The organism is Curtobacterium sp. MCSS17_016, from assembly GCF_003234255.2.
GTDB lineage: Bacteria > Actinomycetota > Actinomycetes > Actinomycetales > Microbacteriaceae > Curtobacterium > Curtobacterium flaccumfaciens.
Genome location: NZ_CP126254.1, coordinates 3,489,881 through 3,506,139 on the forward strand (window position 1 = coordinate 3,489,881; position 16,259 = coordinate 3,506,139).

At 70.9% G+C, this 16,259-nt stretch carries 13 protein-coding genes; 2 read left to right on the forward strand and 11 right to left on the reverse strand.

Annotated features, from left to right (window positions below; translation table 11 throughout):
• Positions 1 to 4: 4 nt before the first annotated feature.
• Positions 5 to 1,147, reverse strand: coding sequence for an ABC transporter substrate-binding protein (locus tag DEJ19_RS16400; protein WP_111233692.1), 1,143 nt, complete (start codon positions 1,145 to 1,147; stop codon positions 5 to 7).
• 185 nt (positions 1,148 to 1,332) lie between these two features.
• Between DEJ19_RS16400 and DEJ19_RS16405 the strand changes: the two genes are divergently transcribed.
• Positions 1,333 to 1,770 carry a YdeI/OmpD-associated family protein gene (locus DEJ19_RS16405; RefSeq protein ID WP_111233691.1) on the forward strand — a complete coding sequence of 146 codons (438 nt, stop codon included), beginning with the start codon at positions 1,333 to 1,335 and terminating at the stop codon, positions 1,768 to 1,770.
• Between the two features lie 158 nt (positions 1,771 to 1,928).
• Here the strand turns inward: DEJ19_RS16405 and DEJ19_RS16410 are convergent, their stop codons facing one another.
• The 9 genes from DEJ19_RS16410 to DEJ19_RS16450 form a co-directional block, all read right to left on the reverse strand.
• The gene (locus DEJ19_RS16410; RefSeq protein WP_111029028.1) at positions 1,929 to 2,792 is read right to left on the reverse strand and encodes an NAD(P)H-hydrate dehydratase; all 864 of its coding nucleotides are present in this window, start codon (positions 2,790 to 2,792) and stop codon (positions 1,929 to 1,931) included.
• On the reverse strand, positions 2,782 to 3,522 hold the full coding sequence (locus DEJ19_RS16415) for a histidine phosphatase family protein (RefSeq protein ID WP_111234358.1): 741 nt from the start codon (positions 3,520 to 3,522) through the stop codon (positions 2,782 to 2,784). Before DEJ19_RS16415 ends, DEJ19_RS16410 begins: the two co-directional genes overlap by 11 nt.
• A 142-nt stretch (positions 3,523 to 3,664) precedes the next feature.
• The gene (locus DEJ19_RS16420) at positions 3,665 to 4,624 is read right to left on the reverse strand and encodes a hypothetical protein (RefSeq protein ID WP_111234359.1); all 960 of its coding nucleotides are present in this window, start codon (positions 4,622 to 4,624) and stop codon (positions 3,665 to 3,667) included.
• Positions 4,625 to 4,959: 335 nt separating this feature from the next.
• The gene (locus DEJ19_RS16425) at positions 4,960 to 7,971 is read right to left on the reverse strand and encodes an alpha-mannosidase (protein ID WP_111232681.1); all 3,012 of its coding nucleotides are present in this window, start codon (positions 7,969 to 7,971) and stop codon (positions 4,960 to 4,962) included.
• A 39-nt stretch (positions 7,972 to 8,010) separates the two neighbouring features.
• Positions 8,011 to 8,904, reverse strand: a complete 894-nt coding sequence (locus tag DEJ19_RS16430; protein ID WP_371830315.1) for a carbohydrate ABC transporter permease — start codon at positions 8,902 to 8,904, stop codon at positions 8,011 to 8,013.
• A gap of 5 nt (positions 8,905 to 8,909) precedes the next feature.
• On the reverse strand, positions 8,910 to 9,860 hold the full coding sequence (locus DEJ19_RS16435) for a carbohydrate ABC transporter permease (RefSeq protein ID WP_111232680.1): 951 nt from the start codon (positions 9,858 to 9,860) through the stop codon (positions 8,910 to 8,912).
• Between the two features lie 107 nt (positions 9,861 to 9,967).
• Positions 9,968 to 11,326, reverse strand: a complete 1,359-nt coding sequence (locus DEJ19_RS16440) for an extracellular solute-binding protein (RefSeq protein ID WP_110863155.1) — start codon at positions 11,324 to 11,326, stop codon at positions 9,968 to 9,970.
• Positions 11,327 to 11,566: 240 nt separating this feature from the next.
• Positions 11,567 to 12,409 carry a PhzF family phenazine biosynthesis protein gene (locus tag DEJ19_RS16445; RefSeq protein ID WP_111232679.1) on the reverse strand — a complete coding sequence of 281 codons (843 nt, stop codon included), beginning with the start codon at positions 12,407 to 12,409 and terminating at the stop codon, positions 11,567 to 11,569.
• Positions 12,410 to 12,418: 9 nt separating this feature from the next.
• Positions 12,419 to 12,973: a DUF805 domain-containing protein gene (locus DEJ19_RS16450; protein ID WP_110863157.1), complete on the reverse strand. Its 555-nt coding sequence runs from the start codon at positions 12,971 to 12,973 to the stop codon at positions 12,419 to 12,421.
• Between the two features lie 138 nt (positions 12,974 to 13,111).
• On the opposite strand from DEJ19_RS16450, the gene DEJ19_RS16455 reads away from it, so the two are divergent.
• A complete protein-coding gene (locus DEJ19_RS16455) occupies positions 13,112 to 13,624 on the forward strand; it encodes a hypothetical protein (protein ID WP_181437884.1) in 513 nt (170 codons plus the stop codon).
• Positions 13,625 to 13,779: 155 nt separating this feature from the next.
• Here the strand turns inward: DEJ19_RS16455 and DEJ19_RS16460 are convergent, their stop codons facing one another.
• Positions 13,780 to 16,209 carry a lamin tail domain-containing protein gene (locus DEJ19_RS16460; RefSeq protein ID WP_111232678.1) on the reverse strand — a complete coding sequence of 810 codons (2,430 nt, stop codon included), beginning with the start codon at positions 16,207 to 16,209 and terminating at the stop codon, positions 13,780 to 13,782.
• Positions 16,210 to 16,259: the final 50 nt, after the last annotated feature.

Genomic DNA, 16,259 nt, shown 5'->3' on the forward strand with positions numbered 1-16,259 from the left:
CTGTTCAGGACCCCATCGTCGAGGACCACTTGGCCTTGAGCACCTTGGCGGCGTCGGCGACCTGCGCGTCGGTCAGCTCGACGTAGTCCTTCGGTGCGCCACCGGCGGCGTCGAGGGCGTCCTGGTCGACCTTGCCCGACTTCGTCAGCGCGGCGAGGGTGGACGGGAAGGCGCCGGCCTGCAGGTACAGGTTCTGGACCTCGGGGCTGGCGATGTACTCCTCCCACAGGCGGGCGGCCGCGGGGTGCGGGGCGTCCTTGTTGATGGCCTGCGAGTAGTACGAGCCGAGCGCCTGCCCCTTCGGGACGACGGTCTTCCAGTCCTTGTTGCCACTCGCGCCCGCTGTCGGGCCCCAGGCCAGGTTGTTGTACGACCACTGGACGACGACCGGGGTCTCACCCGAGGCGACGGTGGCCTGCGTCGGCAGCACGTTCTGGAAGTTGCCGGCCTGCTTGAGCTTGCCGAAGAAGTCGACGCCCTTGGTGATGTCGTCGGCCGAGCCGCCGTTCTCCAGCGCCGCCAGGTACACCGCGGACGCGGCCTGGTTCGCCTGCGTCGGGTCGCCGCCGATCGAGACCTTGCCCTTGTACTCGGAGCCGAGCAGGTCCGTCATGTCCTTCGGGGCGTCGGAGATCTTCGACGAGTCGTACCCGATCGACATCAGGCCGGTGTAGTCGCGCGTCCAGGCGCCGTCCTCGTCCTTCAGGTTCGTGGGGATGTCGTCCCAGTTCGCGACCTTGTAGTCGGCGAACAGGTCGAGGTTCTCCTGCAGGACGGCGTTGCCGAGGTCGAGCACGTCGGGGGCGGTGCTCTGGCCCTTCTGCGACTTGACCGCGGCGACCTCGTCGGCGCTCGAGCCGTTCGGGTTCGCGGAGTTGATCTTGATGCCGTACTTCTTGGTGAAGCCGTCGATGATCTTGCCGTAGTTGGCCCACGTCGGCGGGAGCGTGATGACGTTGAGCTGGCCCTCGGCCTTGGCGGCCTTGACCAGGGCGTCCATGCCGCCGGCGGACTCGGCGCTGGTGGTGGTCTTCCAGTCGGCGTCGCCCTTGCTCGTGCTGGCGGAGCTCGTCGAGGAGCATCCGGCGAGGGTGACGACTGCGGCGGCGGCCAGGGCGATGCCGGCCAGGGTGCGCTTGTGCTGCACGGGTGGGCCTTTCGGGTGGGGGGAGGTGCTGCGCCAGACCGGGTGTCCGGGTTCTGGTCGATCGTGGACGCGGCCGGTTTCCGGCCCGTGCTCCGGTGGTGAACGACGGCGGAACAGCGGGTGCGGCTGTACGCTTTGCTCGTTCTGGGCGCAGGGTCGCGCCCACACCAGGCCTGGAGGCACGGATGCGGTTCACGACGACGGTCCTGCAAGCACGGAAGACGGCGACCGGACTCCCCGTCCCGGAGTCCGTCATCGAGGCGCTCGGATCCGGCAAGCGCCCCGCGGTGGTCGTCACGATCGACCGGGGCTACACCTACCGCTCCACCGTCGGGGTCATGGACGAGCAGTTCCTGGTGCCGCTGTCGGCCGCACACCGTGAGGCCGCCGGGATCGCCGCCGGGGACACCGTCGAGGTCTCGCTCGAGGTCGACACCCTGCCCCGGACCGTCGACCTGCCGGAGGACCTGGCCGCCGCGCTGCAGGAGGCCGGCGTGCGTGCGGCGTTCGACACCCTGTCGAACTCACGGCAGCGCGCACTCGCCGACCCGGTCGCGCAGGCGAAGGCCCCGGAGACCCGGGCCCGGCGGATCGAGAAGGCCGTGGAGTCGCTGCGGGGGTAGGGGTGCGGCGGGCGGGGTCGGGCGGGGTCGGGCGGGGTCGGGCGGTCTGGTCGTTCCGGGCGTACCTGGTCGATTCGGGCGTACCTGGTCGGAAGTTCTCGGCAGGTATGCCCGAAAGCGCCAGGTATCGCGGGCGTTCTGGGAAAGAACGGGCGCGCTCAGGCCCCGAGCTCGACCAGGACCCGCGGGATCTCTGTCACGAGCTCGCTCGCCAGGTAGCCGAGCGGACCGACCTGCACCGCGAGCCGGTCACCTGCGGCAGCGTGCACGTAGGACGCCCACGCCACGGCCTGTGCCGGATCGGCGCCGCGGGCGAGCAGGCCGGTGACCGCGCCGGACAGCACGTCGCCACTGCCGCTCGTGCCGAGACCGCCGGAGCCGGTGCCCTTGAGCCACGCCCGACCCTGCGGTGTGGCGATGGCATCGCCGAGGGCCACGACCGCTCCGAAGCGGTTCGCGATCGCCACGGCGTCGGCCACGTCGTCGTCGCTGCACTCCCGCCCGAGCAGGCGTTCGGCCTCGCCGGAGTTCGGCGTCATCACGAGCCGTCCACGCAGCGGTTCCAGGCGGTCCCGCACGTCGGCGGCCACCCCGAGGGCGAAGGCGTCGAGCACGACGGTGGTCTGCGGACCGACGACGTCGGCGAGTCCGGCCACCAGGTCACGGGAACCGTCCGGCTCGTCGAGGCCCGGCCCGACCAACACGGCGTCGGCGCTCGAGGCGCTGTCGGCGATGCCCTCGATCGCACCGACGGCGATGTGTCCGTCCTGGTCCTCGTCGAGGGGTTCGACCCCGGACTCGGGCACCGCGACCGCGACCTCGTTCGCGACGCTCCGGCCGACCGCCAGGGTGAGGCGACCTGCGCCGACGCGGAGTGCGGCGAGCGCGGAGAGCATCGCCGCACCGGGGGTCCGAGCGGCGCCGCCGACGATGAGCACCTGCCCGCGGCCGTACTTGCCGGCACCGGGTTCGGGCAGTGGCCAGTCCCGCAGGAAGTTCGGGGTGACGGGTTCAGTGGACATGTTCGTCGTCCTTCCGGCCGGTGTGCTGGGTGACCTCGTCGTCGTCCAGGTGTCCGACGGAGGAGAACTCCTCGAGCACCCACGGCGATCCGGCATCGCCGCGCCGGAGTCGGGTGAGGGAGGCGTTCGCGACCGCGTGGGTCCGGGCGAACTCCATGAGTGCCGGCTCGTCGAGGTCGAGGCAGACCGCGACGGCGAGCATCACCACGGCGTCGTGCGCGGCGATCACCAGGCGCTCGACACCGTCGACCCGCTCGAGGTCGCCCAGGAGCGACCGGAGTCGGAGCATCACGTCCGCCCACGACTCCCCGCCCGCCGGCCGGTGGTAGTACTTGCCGAGCCACTGCCGGCGGCGTTCCTCGTCCGGGTACCGGTTGCGGACGCCCTGCAGGGTCAGCAGGTCGAGGACGCCGAGCTCGCGGTCGCGGAGGCGCTCGTCCACCCGCTTCTCGGGTTCGGCGATACCGGCTGCCTCGAGCGCGATCGCGATGGTCTGCTGCGCACGGAGGTACGGCGACACCCACAGCGCGACGGGGACGTCGTCGATCCCGCGGTCGGCGAGCTCCTGCCCGAGGGCCCGGGACTGATCGGTGCCGAGCCGGCTGAGCGGGACGTCGGCGTCCCGGAACTCGACGTCGATCACGTCATCGCCAGCGGCTTCGGCCCGAGCCGCTGCGACGTTCGCGACCGATTCGCCGTGACGGACGAGCCAGATCTCCTGCACTGCCATGCCGCCACGCTAGCCAGCGCGTGCTGTGCCGGTTCACCGGTGCCGAACGGTCACCCCCTGCGGCGCCGGACGGTCACTCCGCTCGGCGCCGGACGGTCGCCCCGCGCGGCGCCGGACGGTCAGCCCGTCCGGAGTCGGACGGTCACCCCGTACGGAGCCGAGCGCTCCGGACCGGTCGGACGACACACGGGAGCCCCGCCGCCCGGAGTCGCAGTGCCAGCGCATCGAGGTCGAACAGGTCTCGCCACTCGAGCCGGATGATCGTCCGCACACCCGGCACGGTGAGCAACCGACCGTGCCGCCGCTTCTCGTCGAGGAACACCTCGGTCGGACTCCGGCCGCCCAGGTAGCGCTCCTGCGAGTACTTGGCCCGTCCGTCGATCTCGACGATGACCCCGTGGTCCGGGAACCAGAAGTCGACTGCGGGCCGACGTCCGTCGACGACGAACTCCTGCTGCAGCACCGGGTCCGGAAGTCCGAGCTCCCGGAACACGACCCGAGCGAGCGACTCGGCCGGTGACCCGGACCGAGCATCGGCCAGGTCGAGCACCTGCTGCGCCAGGGCTCGGGCGCGGGCCTTCGGAGGAACCGCTCGTCGGAGGTCGGCGTCGTCGAACCCACGTCGCAGCGCGGCGTCCGCGATGACGACGCCCGCCCGCAGGTCGCCGGTCATCGCCACGTCGACGACGGTCCGGGGGACGGAGGTGACCGCGATCGCACCGACCGTGACCCGTTCGCCCCGGCCGACGGGTCTCGTGTGCAGGACCAGCTCGGCGCTCCGGCCCCGGTACATCGACTCGGGCACGGTCGCGTGCACCGGGACGTCCCACCCGCCGAGCGCCGGGAGGCCGTGCAGGGCCGCCGCGGACAGGTGCGAGGCCGTCGCCCGTGTGCCGAGACGGCCGAGCCGCGCGAAGACCCGGGTGACGTACCGCTGACGAGGCCCGGCGGCGTCCCACGCGGCACCGTCGACGAAGGCGTTCGGCCCGACCCGGACCAGGCGGCCGACCCCCTGCGTACGGGTTCGGCGGCGCAGGGTGGTGGCGTCGAGGCCGGCCTCGTGCATGGCGGAGGCTCGGAGGATGGGCAGCGACTCGTTCATGCACGTGACGATGCCCGCTCAGCCACGCGGGAACGGGCCGGACGCGGGAACTGTGGACGGGCCTCCAGGCCTGGACGGTTGTGGAGGGGAGACGTTCCTTCCCAGAACGCGCGCGATGCCAAGCGGAATCGGGCCTACCTGGCCAGAAGTTCCGACCAGGTACGCCCGATTCGACCAGCTACGCCCGATTCCACCCGGTCACCCCCGGCCCGCCCACGCCCCCGGCCCACGCCCCCACCCGCATCCACCCACACGCAACACGGCGCCGGACGGAACGCACCCGTGTCCCGTCCGGCGCCGCGGTCTCTCCCCGACCGAACGCCGGGCCCGCTGCCTCAGGCCCGACGCACGCGCAGCGTCACGATCTCGAACGGCCGCAGGGTCAGCACGACGGGCTCCCCGGCCGACCACGAGCGCTCCAGCGGCCGTTCGAGCAGGTCGACCTGCGCCACCGACGCAGCGTCGAACCCGAAGGTGACCCCGACGTCAGCAGCCCGGCCCCCGAGTCCTTCGTACAGTCGCACGACGACGTCTCCGGAGCGGTCCTCGGCGAGCTTGACGGCCTCGACGAACACCTGCGGTGACGACACCGTGACGAGCGGCGCGACCTCGGCCGACCCGGGCACGCTCCGCACCGGCAGGTTCAGCCGGTACCCGGAGTCGGCGGCGTCGAGCACCGAGGCCCCGATCCGCAGCACCGTCCGGAACACGTGGTGCCCCTGGTCGGCGTTCGGGTCCGGGAACGTCGGTCCGCGCAGCAGCGACTCCCGCACGAGCGTGGTGATCCCGCCGTCCGGCCGGGTCTCGCGCGTGATGTCGTGGCCGTAGGTCGAGTCGTTCGCCACGGCGACGCCGAACCCGGGCTCCGCGACGTGCACCCAGCGGTGTGCCGAGGTCTCGAAGCGTGCGTGGTCCCACGAGGTGTTCTGGTGCGTCGGCCGGTCGATGTGCCCGAACTGGATCTCGCTCGAGGCCGACGACGCGAGCACGTCGATCGGGAACGCGAGCTTCAGCAGCTTCTGGTGCTCGTGCCAGTCGACCTCGGTCTGCACGGTCAGCTCCGGTTCGCCCTGCACGGCGGAGTAGCGCGTGGTGAGCGACGACGATCCGAAGGACCGTTCCACGACGAGTGCGTCACCGTCGACCGAGACGGACGAGGCCGACAGCACCGTGCCGTTGCGCTGGTACGCGCGGTCGATGTCCCACGCCTCCCACTGGTTGGGGGTGTCCCGGAACACCGTGTACTCGGCCGCAGCAGCGCCGGGAGCGATCGCGTCGCGCCCGGTCGCGTGGTCGACGAACGAGACGACGTGCCCGGCGGCGTCGATGGTCGCCGTGACGACGCCGGTGTCGAAGACGAAGCGGTCGCCGCTCCGGACGGGAGGCACGGGTCGCGGTGCGTGGACGACCGAACCTGCCAGGGCGGTCACGTCACCTGCCGCGACCGGCGAGGCGTTGAAGCGCACGACCGACGCGGCGTCGTCGGCAGCGCCGGCGAGCGCCGTCGTCGCGCTCCCGATCAGCCCCTCGAGCACCTCGGCGACCCGGGCGTACTGCTCCTCGGCGTTCTCGTACACCCACGCGATCGAGGACCCGGGCAGGATGTCGTGGAACTGCTGCAGCAGGACGGTGTGCCAGGCGTCCTCGAGTTCGGCGTACGGGTACTCGCTGCCGAGCCGGACGGCCGCCGTCGCCGCCCAGAGCTCGGCTTCGCGGAGCAGGTGCTCGGAGCGGCGGTTGCCCTGCTTCGTGCGGATCTGCGACGTGTAGGTGCCGCGGTGGAACTCGAGGTACATCTCCCCCGACCAGACCCCGGGCGTCGGCAGCTCGGCTTCGAGCTGCTCGAACACCTGCGCCGGGGTGCCGAGCGTGACGTGGGGCGACCCGTCGAGGTCGTGCTGGCGGTGTGCGGCGCCGACCATCTCGCGGGTGGGGCCGCCGCCGCCGTCGCCGAAGCCGTACAGGAGCATCGAGGTGTTCGCGGTGCCGCGTTCCTTGTTGTTCCGTTCACCGCGGCGCAGGTCGGCGGGCGAGACGTCGGAGTTGTAGGTGTCGGCCGGGGGCAGGTGCGTCAGGACGCGCGAGCCGTCGATGCCCTCCCAGTGGAACGAGGTGTGCGGGATGACGTTCGTCTCGTTCCACGACGGCTTCTGGGTGACGAACCACTTCGACCCGGCGGCGCGGACGATCTGCGGCAGGGCGCCCGAGTAGCCGAACGAGTCGGGGAGCCAGGCCTCGGGGGTGTCGATGCCGAACTCCTCGAGGAAGAAGCGCTTGCCGGCGACGAACTGGCGGGCCAGGGCCTCACCGCCGGGCAGGTTGGTGTCCGACTCGACCCACATGCCGCCGACGGGGATCCACCGGCCCTCGGCGACGCGCTGCTTGATGCGGGTCCAGATGGACGGGTACTCGTCGCGGATCCACGCGTACTGCTGCGCGGACGAGCAGGCGAAGGTGAAGTCGGGGTCGCGGTCCATCAGGTCGAGCACGTTCGAGAACGTCCGGGCGCACTTGCGCTTCGTCTCGCGCACGGGCCACAGCCAGGCGGAGTCGATGTGGGCGTGCCCGACGGCGATCGCGCGGTGGGCGGCGGGGCTGGCGGGGACGGCGAGCACGGGCACCAGGACCTGCCGGGCGTCCGCAGCCGTGCCGGCGACGTCGTCCGGGTCGAGGGCGTCGGCGGCCCGTTCGAGTGCCCGCAGGATGTCGGCGCCCCGGGTGCCGTCGGTGGGGAGCTCGGCCATCAGCCCGCGCAGCACCCAGAGGTCCTGCTGCAGCTCCCACACCGTGTCGTCGCGCTCGACGACCTCGAGAGCCTTCAGGCGGTAGATCGGGTCGTCGCCGGCGGTGGAGCGCGAACCGAGCGGCGTCGCACCCTGGAACGAGTCGCCGCCGATGTCCGGGTTCGCCCCGGCCTCGATCCAGAGCTCGAAGGACTCCCCCGGGCCGACCTCGAGCGGCACGGTGTCGTTCCGCGGCTCGATCGCCTTGATGGTGGAGCCGTCGGCACGGAACGCGAGTCCCTCGGCCTGGAACCCGGGCTGCCGCTTGGTGAACCCCAGGTCGACGTGGAGCTCGGCGGTGGTCCCCGGCGCCGTGCCGAAGTCAACCGGCACGGTCCCGGTCACCCGGAACCACGTCGTGCCCCACGGGCGTCCGCCCCAGTGCGACCCCACCGTGAACGGTGTGTACGTCTCGCCCACGGCGGCGTCGAACGGCACCGGTTCGCCCGGCACCTCCCACGCCTCGATCGTCACCGGCGCCGAGCGACGGAGGACGGCGGGGTCGACACGGTCGCGCACGAGGCGGGCGATCCGGGCCTCGACGAGCGGTTCGTCCTGGTGCATGTGCTTCCTTTCGAGAGTGTGCCGGGGTGGACCGGCGGATCAGCCCTTGATGCCGCCGGCGAGGGCGTTGCCGCCGCCGAGGCCTCGGGACACGATCACGTAGAGGGCGATGACGGGCACGGAGTAGACGATCGAGAACGCGGCGAGCTGGCCGTACGCCACCGCCCCGTTCTGCCCGAAGAAGTTGAAGATGCTCACCGCGGCGGGCACCTTCTCGGGCGAGAGCAGCAGGACGAAGGGGACGAAGAAGTTCCCCCACGCCTGGATGAACACGAAGATGAACACGACCGCGATGCCCGGACGCATGAGCGGGATCACGATGCGGGTCAGGGTGGTGAGCATCGAGGCGCCGTCGGTCCACGCCGCCTCTTCCAGCGAGATCGGCACCGAGTCCATGAAGTTCTTCGCCATCCAGATCGCCATCGGCAGCGACGTGGCGGCGAGGAAGAAGATGCAGCCCCACACGTTGTCGATCAGGTTGAGCGACACGAACAGCGCGTAGACGGGCACCATCATCGCGGTGATCGGCAGGCCGGTGCCGAACAGGATGCTGTACAGGAACGGCTTGTTGACCCGCATCTTGTACCGGGACAGCGGGTACGCGGCGAGCAGGGCGAACACCACGGTGACGACCGCGGTGCCGCCGGAGAGCAGCAGGCTGTTCGCGAGCGGGATGAACGACAGCTCGGGGGTGAGCACCTTCGCGAAGTTGTCGAGCGTGAACTGCGAGGGCAGCTTCACCGACAGCGAGGCCTGGGTGTCGAACGAGGCGAGCACGAGCCAGAGCAGCGGCACCGCGAAGCACACCGCGATGACGAGCAGCACGACGTTCGACACCCACCGCATGGTGCGGCCGCGCGGGGACGTCATGTGCATCGACCCCGGTGCGGTCACCGAGCGGGTCGTGGTCTGGTCGAGGGACGGGGCTGTCATGGCCATCAGTCCACCTCCGGCTTGAGGGCTCGGATGTAGATGATCGAGAAGACCGCCCCCACCACGAGCAGGATGGTCGCGATAGCCGTCCCGAAGCCGAGCTGCGAGAACTTGAACGCCTCCTGGTACGCCAGGATCGGCAGGGTCGACGAGTTCGTGCCCGGACCGCCGCCGGTCATCACGAAGATCAGCGTGAAGACCGACAGGGTCTGCAGCGTCGTGAGCATGAGGTTCGTCGAGATGCTCCGGCGGATCACCGGGAGCGTGATGTAGACGAGCCGCTGCCAGCCGGTGGCTCCGTCGACCTCGGCGGACTCGGTGATCTCCTCGGGGACCTCCTGCACGGCGGCCGAGTAGACGAGCATCGAGAACGCGGTGCCGCGCCAGATGTTCGCCAGGATCACGGCGAGCATCGGGTACGTGTAGAGCCAGTTCGCGCCGGTGATCCCGATCGACGCGAGGAACGTGTTGAGCGTCCCGTCGTCGTTGAAGAACGCGTACGCCGCGAACGACGCCACGATCTCGGGCAGGACCCACGCGGCCACCACGAAGGTGCCGACGATCGCCCGGACGGCCTTGTTCGCCGAGCGCATCAGCAGGGCCAGGCCGAGGCCGAGCACGTTCTGTCCCACCACGGCCGAGGCCAGCAGGAAGACGACGGTCAGGATGACGGACTTCGGGAAGTCCGGGTCCTGGAACAGCTCGACGTAGTTCTGGAACCCGACGAACTGCTGGTCGGCCGCGCTGGCGCCGGTCAGGGCCGAGTTGGTGAAGGACCCGTAGAACGACGAGATGACGGGGCCGAGCAGGAAGATGACGAGGAGGACCAGGGCGGGGATGAGCGGAACCGCTCGTCCGACGTTCCGCAGTGGTCGCCGCTTGCGCGGCACGGGTGGATCGGTGCGCTTCGGCGCACCGGGCGCCGACAGCGTCGGCGCGAGGGGGGTGCTGGACACGATGGGTGCCTTCCGGGTGCGGAGGGGTTCCGAAGGTGGGGAAGAGCGGACGGGAGGCGCGGTGCGGGACCGCCCCGCGCCTCCAGTCCGTCAGTGGGTGACGTCCGTCAACCAGCGGAGACGGTGTTCTCCTTGCCGACCACCTGCGTGACGGCCTTGTCGTAGGCGGCAGCCGCGTCCTTCGGCGACTGCTGACCGGTCATGACCGCTTCCATCGCGACCTGGATCGCGTTGGACACCTGCGAGTAGTCACTCGTCGCCGGGCGGAAGTTGGTGTTCTCCACCAGCCCCGAGAAGAACTTGAACGTCGGGTTCGCCGCCGTGTAGGCCGGGTCGTCCGCGACGTCCTTCCGGACGGCGATCTGGCTGTTCTCGGTGTCGTACTTCAGCGAACCGTCCTTGTCGAGGAAGCTCGTGATGAAGTCGAACGCCGCCTGCGGGTTCTTCGACTTCGCGCCGACCGCCAGGGTCCAGCCGCCGGACATCGAGTTGTAGCCGGGAGCCTGCCCGTTCTGGGTCGGCATGGGTGCCTGGCCCATCACGTCGTTCCACTCGGGCCACGGCGCGGTGCCGGACTTCAGCCACGTGCCGGACTGCCACGAACCGTCCAGGTCGATCGCGAGCTTGCCCTTCGGCAGCCACGTCTGGGCGATGGTCGTGCCGACGTTCGTGTCGAGCGCCTGCTGCGGTGTCGGGCCGAGGCCGCCCTGGTAGACGTCCTTCACGAACTTGAGCGAGTCCTCGAACTGCTTCGAGCCGGTGACCCACTTCTTGTCCTTGTACAGGGTGTTGCCGGAGCCGTCGGCGCCGTACAGGAGCATCTCGAAGCCCTGCATGGTCGAGGCCTCGCCCTGCGCCTTGCCCGAGTAGATGTTGAACGGGATGACGTCGGGCTGCTTGTCCTTGATGGTCTTCGCCGCCGCGAGCACGTCGTCCCACGTCTTCGGCTTCCACGGGACGTCGAGCCCGGCCTTCTTGAAGATGTCCTTGTTGTACCAGAGGGCTCGGGTGTCGGTGCCCATCGGGACACCGTAGATCTTGCCGTCGTCACCCTGCCCGGCCTGCTTGGCGTTGTCGAAGAACTGGTCCCACTCGTCCCACTTGTCCGTGTACTTGTCGAGTGGCAGCAGGTAGCCCGCCTCGGCATCGGCCTTGACGAGGAACGTGTCCTCGTACATCACGTCCGGGGCGGTGGCCGGCGCCTTGTTCATGAGCGCGAGCTTCGTGTAGTAGTCGTTGCCCTGCGCCTGGATGGGCACGAGGGTGACCTTCTTGCCGGGGTTGTCCTTCTCGTACTGCTTCTTGACGACCTTCATCTGGGCGTCGAGCTGCTGGAAGGCGCCGAACTTCTGGTACGCGATCTTGATCGTGTCACTCGAGGCGGACCCCGAGCTCGAGCAGCCAGCCAGACCGACTGCGGCCACGGCCACAGCTGCGAGTCCGGCGATGATGCGGGTGCGTTTCATCGGTGCTCCTTTGCACGGGTGATGTCCGCGGGCACCATCGCCCGCGCGCAGGATTAGTCCACCGTATTGACTTAACCGTGTCAAGGAGTTTCTCGGGCCGATTCGGGCCTACCGGGTCGAATCGGGCGTACCGGGCGGAATCGGGCGTACCGGGTCGAATCGGGCGTACCGGGTCGGAAGTTTCGACCAGGTACGCCCGATTCCGCTTCCCATCGCGTGCGTTCTGGGAAGGAACGTCCGTCAGGAGATCGGGGTCGCGCTCCCCGTCACCGTGATCCCGCCGGCCTCGGGCACGCCCACGAGCAGCAGACTCGGACGCCCGACGTGTCGCCCCTGCCGGATCGTGATGCGGTCGCCCGGCTGCACTGCACCGATCTGCCGCAGGTACGCCCCGGTCGACGCCGCTGCCGATCCCGTCGCCGGGTCCTCGGTGATGCGCCCGGCGGGGAACAGGTTGCGCGCCTCGTACTCCCGGTCGCCGGTGCGGTGCAGTACCGTGACCGTCCCCGCCCAGCCGGCCTCGCGCTTGAGCTCGGCGAGGGGCCCCGGCGCGAACCGGAACTGGTGGAACAGCTCGCCGTCGTGCAGCACGAGCACCGGGTGCCAGTTGCCGGCGAAGGACTCCAGCACCGGGAACCCCGGAGCGATGTCCGCGGCCGAGAGCCCGAGCAGGTCGAACAGCCGCACCAGCAGAGCGGGGTCGATGTCCCGTGTCCACGGCTCGACGCTCGTCATCGCGACCTGCACCGCGCCGTCAGCGCCGACGGTGGCATCGAGGGCGACCTCGCCGGCCAGGGTCGTGAACACCCGGCGGCCCGGTCCCTCGCGCTCGGCCAGCGCGACGGCCAGTGCGACGGTGGCGTGCCCGCAGAACGGCACCTCGGCGCTCGGCGAGAAGTAGCGGACCCGCGGCCCGGTCGACGTCGCACCCACGACGAAGGCGGTCTCGGGGTACCCGACCTGCCGGGCGATCGCGAGCATCTGGGCGTCGGACAGCCCGGCCGCGTCGAGCACGAGCCCGGCGGAGTTGCCACCGCCCGGCTCGGCGGCGAAGGCGGTGTACCGGAGGATCTCCTGCTGCATGCCCCGACGCTACTGCGGCGTCACGACCGGGTGCGCGGGCCGATCACCGACGGGTGGCCCGGACTGCTGCGGTGCCGCGGGTGGCTCCGAGGGCAGTGCGAGGAACACGGCGAGCGCGATGTTGCCGGCGGGCACGAGGTACAGCAGGACCCACCACCCGGAGCGGTTCGTGTCGTGGAGCCGCCGCACCGCGATGGCGATCCAGGGCAGCAGCGCCGCGAGTCCGACGACCACGAAGACCCCCAGTGCGATCTGGGCGAAGACCGGCATCGACGTGAGCAGGAACCACCAGACCGGGAACGGGTTGAAGGACTGCATCGCCTGGTCGAGGACGCGCGTCTCGTCCGGGCTCGGCATCGGTGGCGGCGTCATGAAGAGTCCGATGCCGTACACGATGTTGATCGCCGCGGAGATGATCGCCCACCACAGCGCCCACCACCAGAACTCGGCACGAGCGGCACGACCGCGGAACACGACGTACCCCCGCCAGAACCGCGAGAACGAGGCGGGGAAGGTGGCCTGGTGCCAGGGGACTCCGACCGGTGGCTGCTGCGTCTGGTGCACCGAACCTGCTTACCGGGGCGACCTGGGCACTCCTGAGTACTCCTCGGCAGGCCCGGCGCGGCGGGTGGGGGTAACCCCCGACCACTTCCGGGTGCGCACGTGATGTTTCAGCGCCGCGTCCGTCGTGAGACTGGTTCCATGAGCACCGACACGCGCCCCACCACCGCCCGCCGCACCCTCCGGATCGCCCTCGCCTCCACCGCCGCGGTGTCCGCCCTGCTGCTGACCGCCGGCTGCAGCGCGATCCAGGACATCGTGCCGAACAAGACCCCGCAGAAGCACTTCGACGCGTACTCCGACGCCCCGCGCTCCGGGGAGTCCGAGGACCTGGCCTTCTTCATGCCGAAGTGGGTGCCGAAGGACGCGAAGGACATCGACGTGCGCCTCCACGTCTCCCAGCCCGGGTACGTCATCGGGTTCGCCTCGAAGGACGGCGTCGACGTGGACGACTGCACCCCGCTCGACGAGTCGTACGGCGGCACGGCGATGACCGCCGACTTCCTGCCCGAGGAGCTCCCGACGAAGGGCCTGGTCACCTGCGGCGACGGCCGCGCGGTCACCGAGATCGACGGCCGCTGGTACGGCTGGACCACGAAGGACGCCATCCCGGGTCAGGACGACACCCAGACCATGCACGGGTCGGCGGACTGACCGCAGCCACCCGGCCTGGAGGCGCGGGGCGGCCCCGCACCGCGCCTCCCGTCCGCCGCGGGGTCGCGCCCACCGCGCATCGTGAGCAGCAATGGTCGGGTCCGCTGTGCGAACCCGACCATTCCTGCTCACCAAGTGCACCCGGGGGCGGGGGACTACTCCGCAGCCACAGTCCGACGTCGGCGGCGCACGATCAGCACACCCGCACCCGCCGCGAGCAGCAGGAACGCCACCAACGCACCGGCACCGAGCCCCACAGCACCCGTGAACGCGAGCTGCCCGTCCACGGTGATCGTGATCGGGGTCCACCCGATCAGGCTCCCGTCAGCAGCCGTCACCGCCAGACGATGCGCACCAGCCACCGTGTCCGCCGGGATCGCCACCCGAACCGTCCCGTCAGCAGCGACCACAGCCGTGCCGACCAGCTTCGGCTCCGAGAACAACCACACGTTCACGACGTCACCAGCCGACGCAGTACCGACCGTCACCGTGATCGTCTCCCCCGCACGAGCGGTCGCCGGAGCCGACACCCCACCACGGTTCGCCTCCGTCAACAACGACTCCGACGGCGCCACCGGAACGACCGGGGCAGCCGAGGGACCCGGGGTCGGACCCGCGGTGGGCGTCGCACCCGGGATCGGAACCGGCGTCGGCGTCGGCGTCGTGCCACCGTCACCCGGGGTCGGGGTCGGGGTCGGCGTCGGCTCCGTGCCCGGGTCGGTGTCGCCGCCCTCGCACGGGTACGTCCCCGTGCGGAGCGAGAACCCGTCCGTGTCGTTGTCGTCGGCGTAGAAGGTCGCGCGCTCCCCGTCGGTGCAGACGCCCGAGATCGCGAACCCCTCGTTGGCGAGCGTGCGGTCGGCTCCCGACGGCGCCTCGTACAGCGTCGATGCGGCGAAGGCCCCGTCGGTCACCTCGTACAGCGCGGTCCGACCCGAGCACACCTCGTCGCAGACCACCCAGAGCGCGTCGAGCGTCGGGTCGAACTGCACGTCGGCGACGACGGTGAGCGAGGTCGCGATCGTGGCGACCCGCGCCGAGGACCCGTCGTCCATCAGGGCGTAGGCGTACACGCTCGCGGTGCCCTCGACCCCGACGAAGAACAGGCCCTCGCCGTGTCCGGCGTAGCGCGACGGTGCGTAGGCGGCGCCCGTGCGCTCGTCGGTGAAGCCGTGCGTGGTGAGCCAGGTGTCCGGGATCCAGGTGACGCCCTCGAGTCCGGCGTTCGCGCCGAGCCCGGGGAAGTCCGCGGCGAGGTTCCACTCGTCGGTGGCCCGCAGGGTGCCCTCGGAGCCGTCGGTCGTGGCGTAGCGCAGGACCGACGGGCGGCTCGTGCTCGACACGTCGTTGTTCCGCTCGGTCGACACGTAGACGGCGCCGGGGTCGTCGCTCGTGACGGTCACGCCCTCGGCGTCCGGGGTGCCCGTGCCGTCGGCGTAGCGCAGGTCGGTGCCCGCGGCGTTCGACGGCGCCCAGCCGCCCGCGCTGTCCGAGGTCAGGTGGTAGAGCAGGCCGTCGCCGTTCTGCACGGCCCAGAGCTGCCCGTCCCGCGAGCTCCCCGAGGTCGTCCAGTCGAGGCCGCTCAGGTCACCGGTGAAGGTGTCCTCGTCGTCGAGCACGGTCTCGTCCGGGCCGCCGGGCCAGGCCTCGGCGGTGACGACGCCGGCGAACCGGTTCGCCGCGCCCTTCGTGGGTGCTGCCGTCTCGGCGAAGTCGCCGGTGCCGTCGGGGTTGCGGCCGTACGTCGTGGCGGCGTGCGCCGTCCACGAGGTCGAGTCGACGACCGCACCGCGGGCGTCGAAGAGCCGCGCGGAGTCCGCCTTGCCGAGTCCGAAGCCGAACGCCGCCTCGTCGAGGACGGTGAAGCCCCCGGCCGCGACGGTCGTGCCCGCGGGGATCGTGTACGTGTGGTCGTCCTCGCTGTCGCGCAGCACGTACCCGCCCAGGTCGACGGTGGTGCTGCCGGTGTTGGTCAGCTCCACCCAGTCGCCGGGGGTGCCGTCCTGCGACTCGACCTCGTTGATGCGCACGGGCGAGGAGCAGTCGTTCGCCGTGCCCTTCGTCGAGGCCGTGGTGTCCACGAGCGGCCCGGCACCGTCGGCGCAGCGGCCGTAGGTCACACCCGCGTGGGTCGTCCAGGCGTACCGGAGCACCAGGTCGCCGGCGGGGTCGTAGAGGCGCGCGATGTCGGCACCGCCGAGTCCGAAGTCGAAGCCGGGGGCGGTCGCGGACAGCTGGTCGACGACGAAGTACCCGCCGGCGGCGATCGTCGAGCCGCCGGGCAGCACGTACGCGTCGTGCGAGTTGTCGGAGTCGAGGAACGCGTACCCGGTCAGGTCGATCGCGGTGCCCGAGGTGTTCTTGAGCTCGACCCAGTCGGTGTCGTCGGCGTTCGACTCGACCTCGTTGACGACGAGGCCGTTCGCCGCGACGGCGCCGACGGCCGGGTCGTCGTCACCGACGACGGCGAGGGCGGGGCTAGCGGTGACGACACCGGCGGCGACGACCAGGGCGGTCGCGACGGCGGCGCCGATGCGGAGTGTTGGCGGGCGCAGGGTGGGCGGGCGCAGAGCGGGAGCGCGCATGCAGGGTCCTTCTCGGGGGAGCGAGCGGGCGGAGACCTGCACGACTGTTC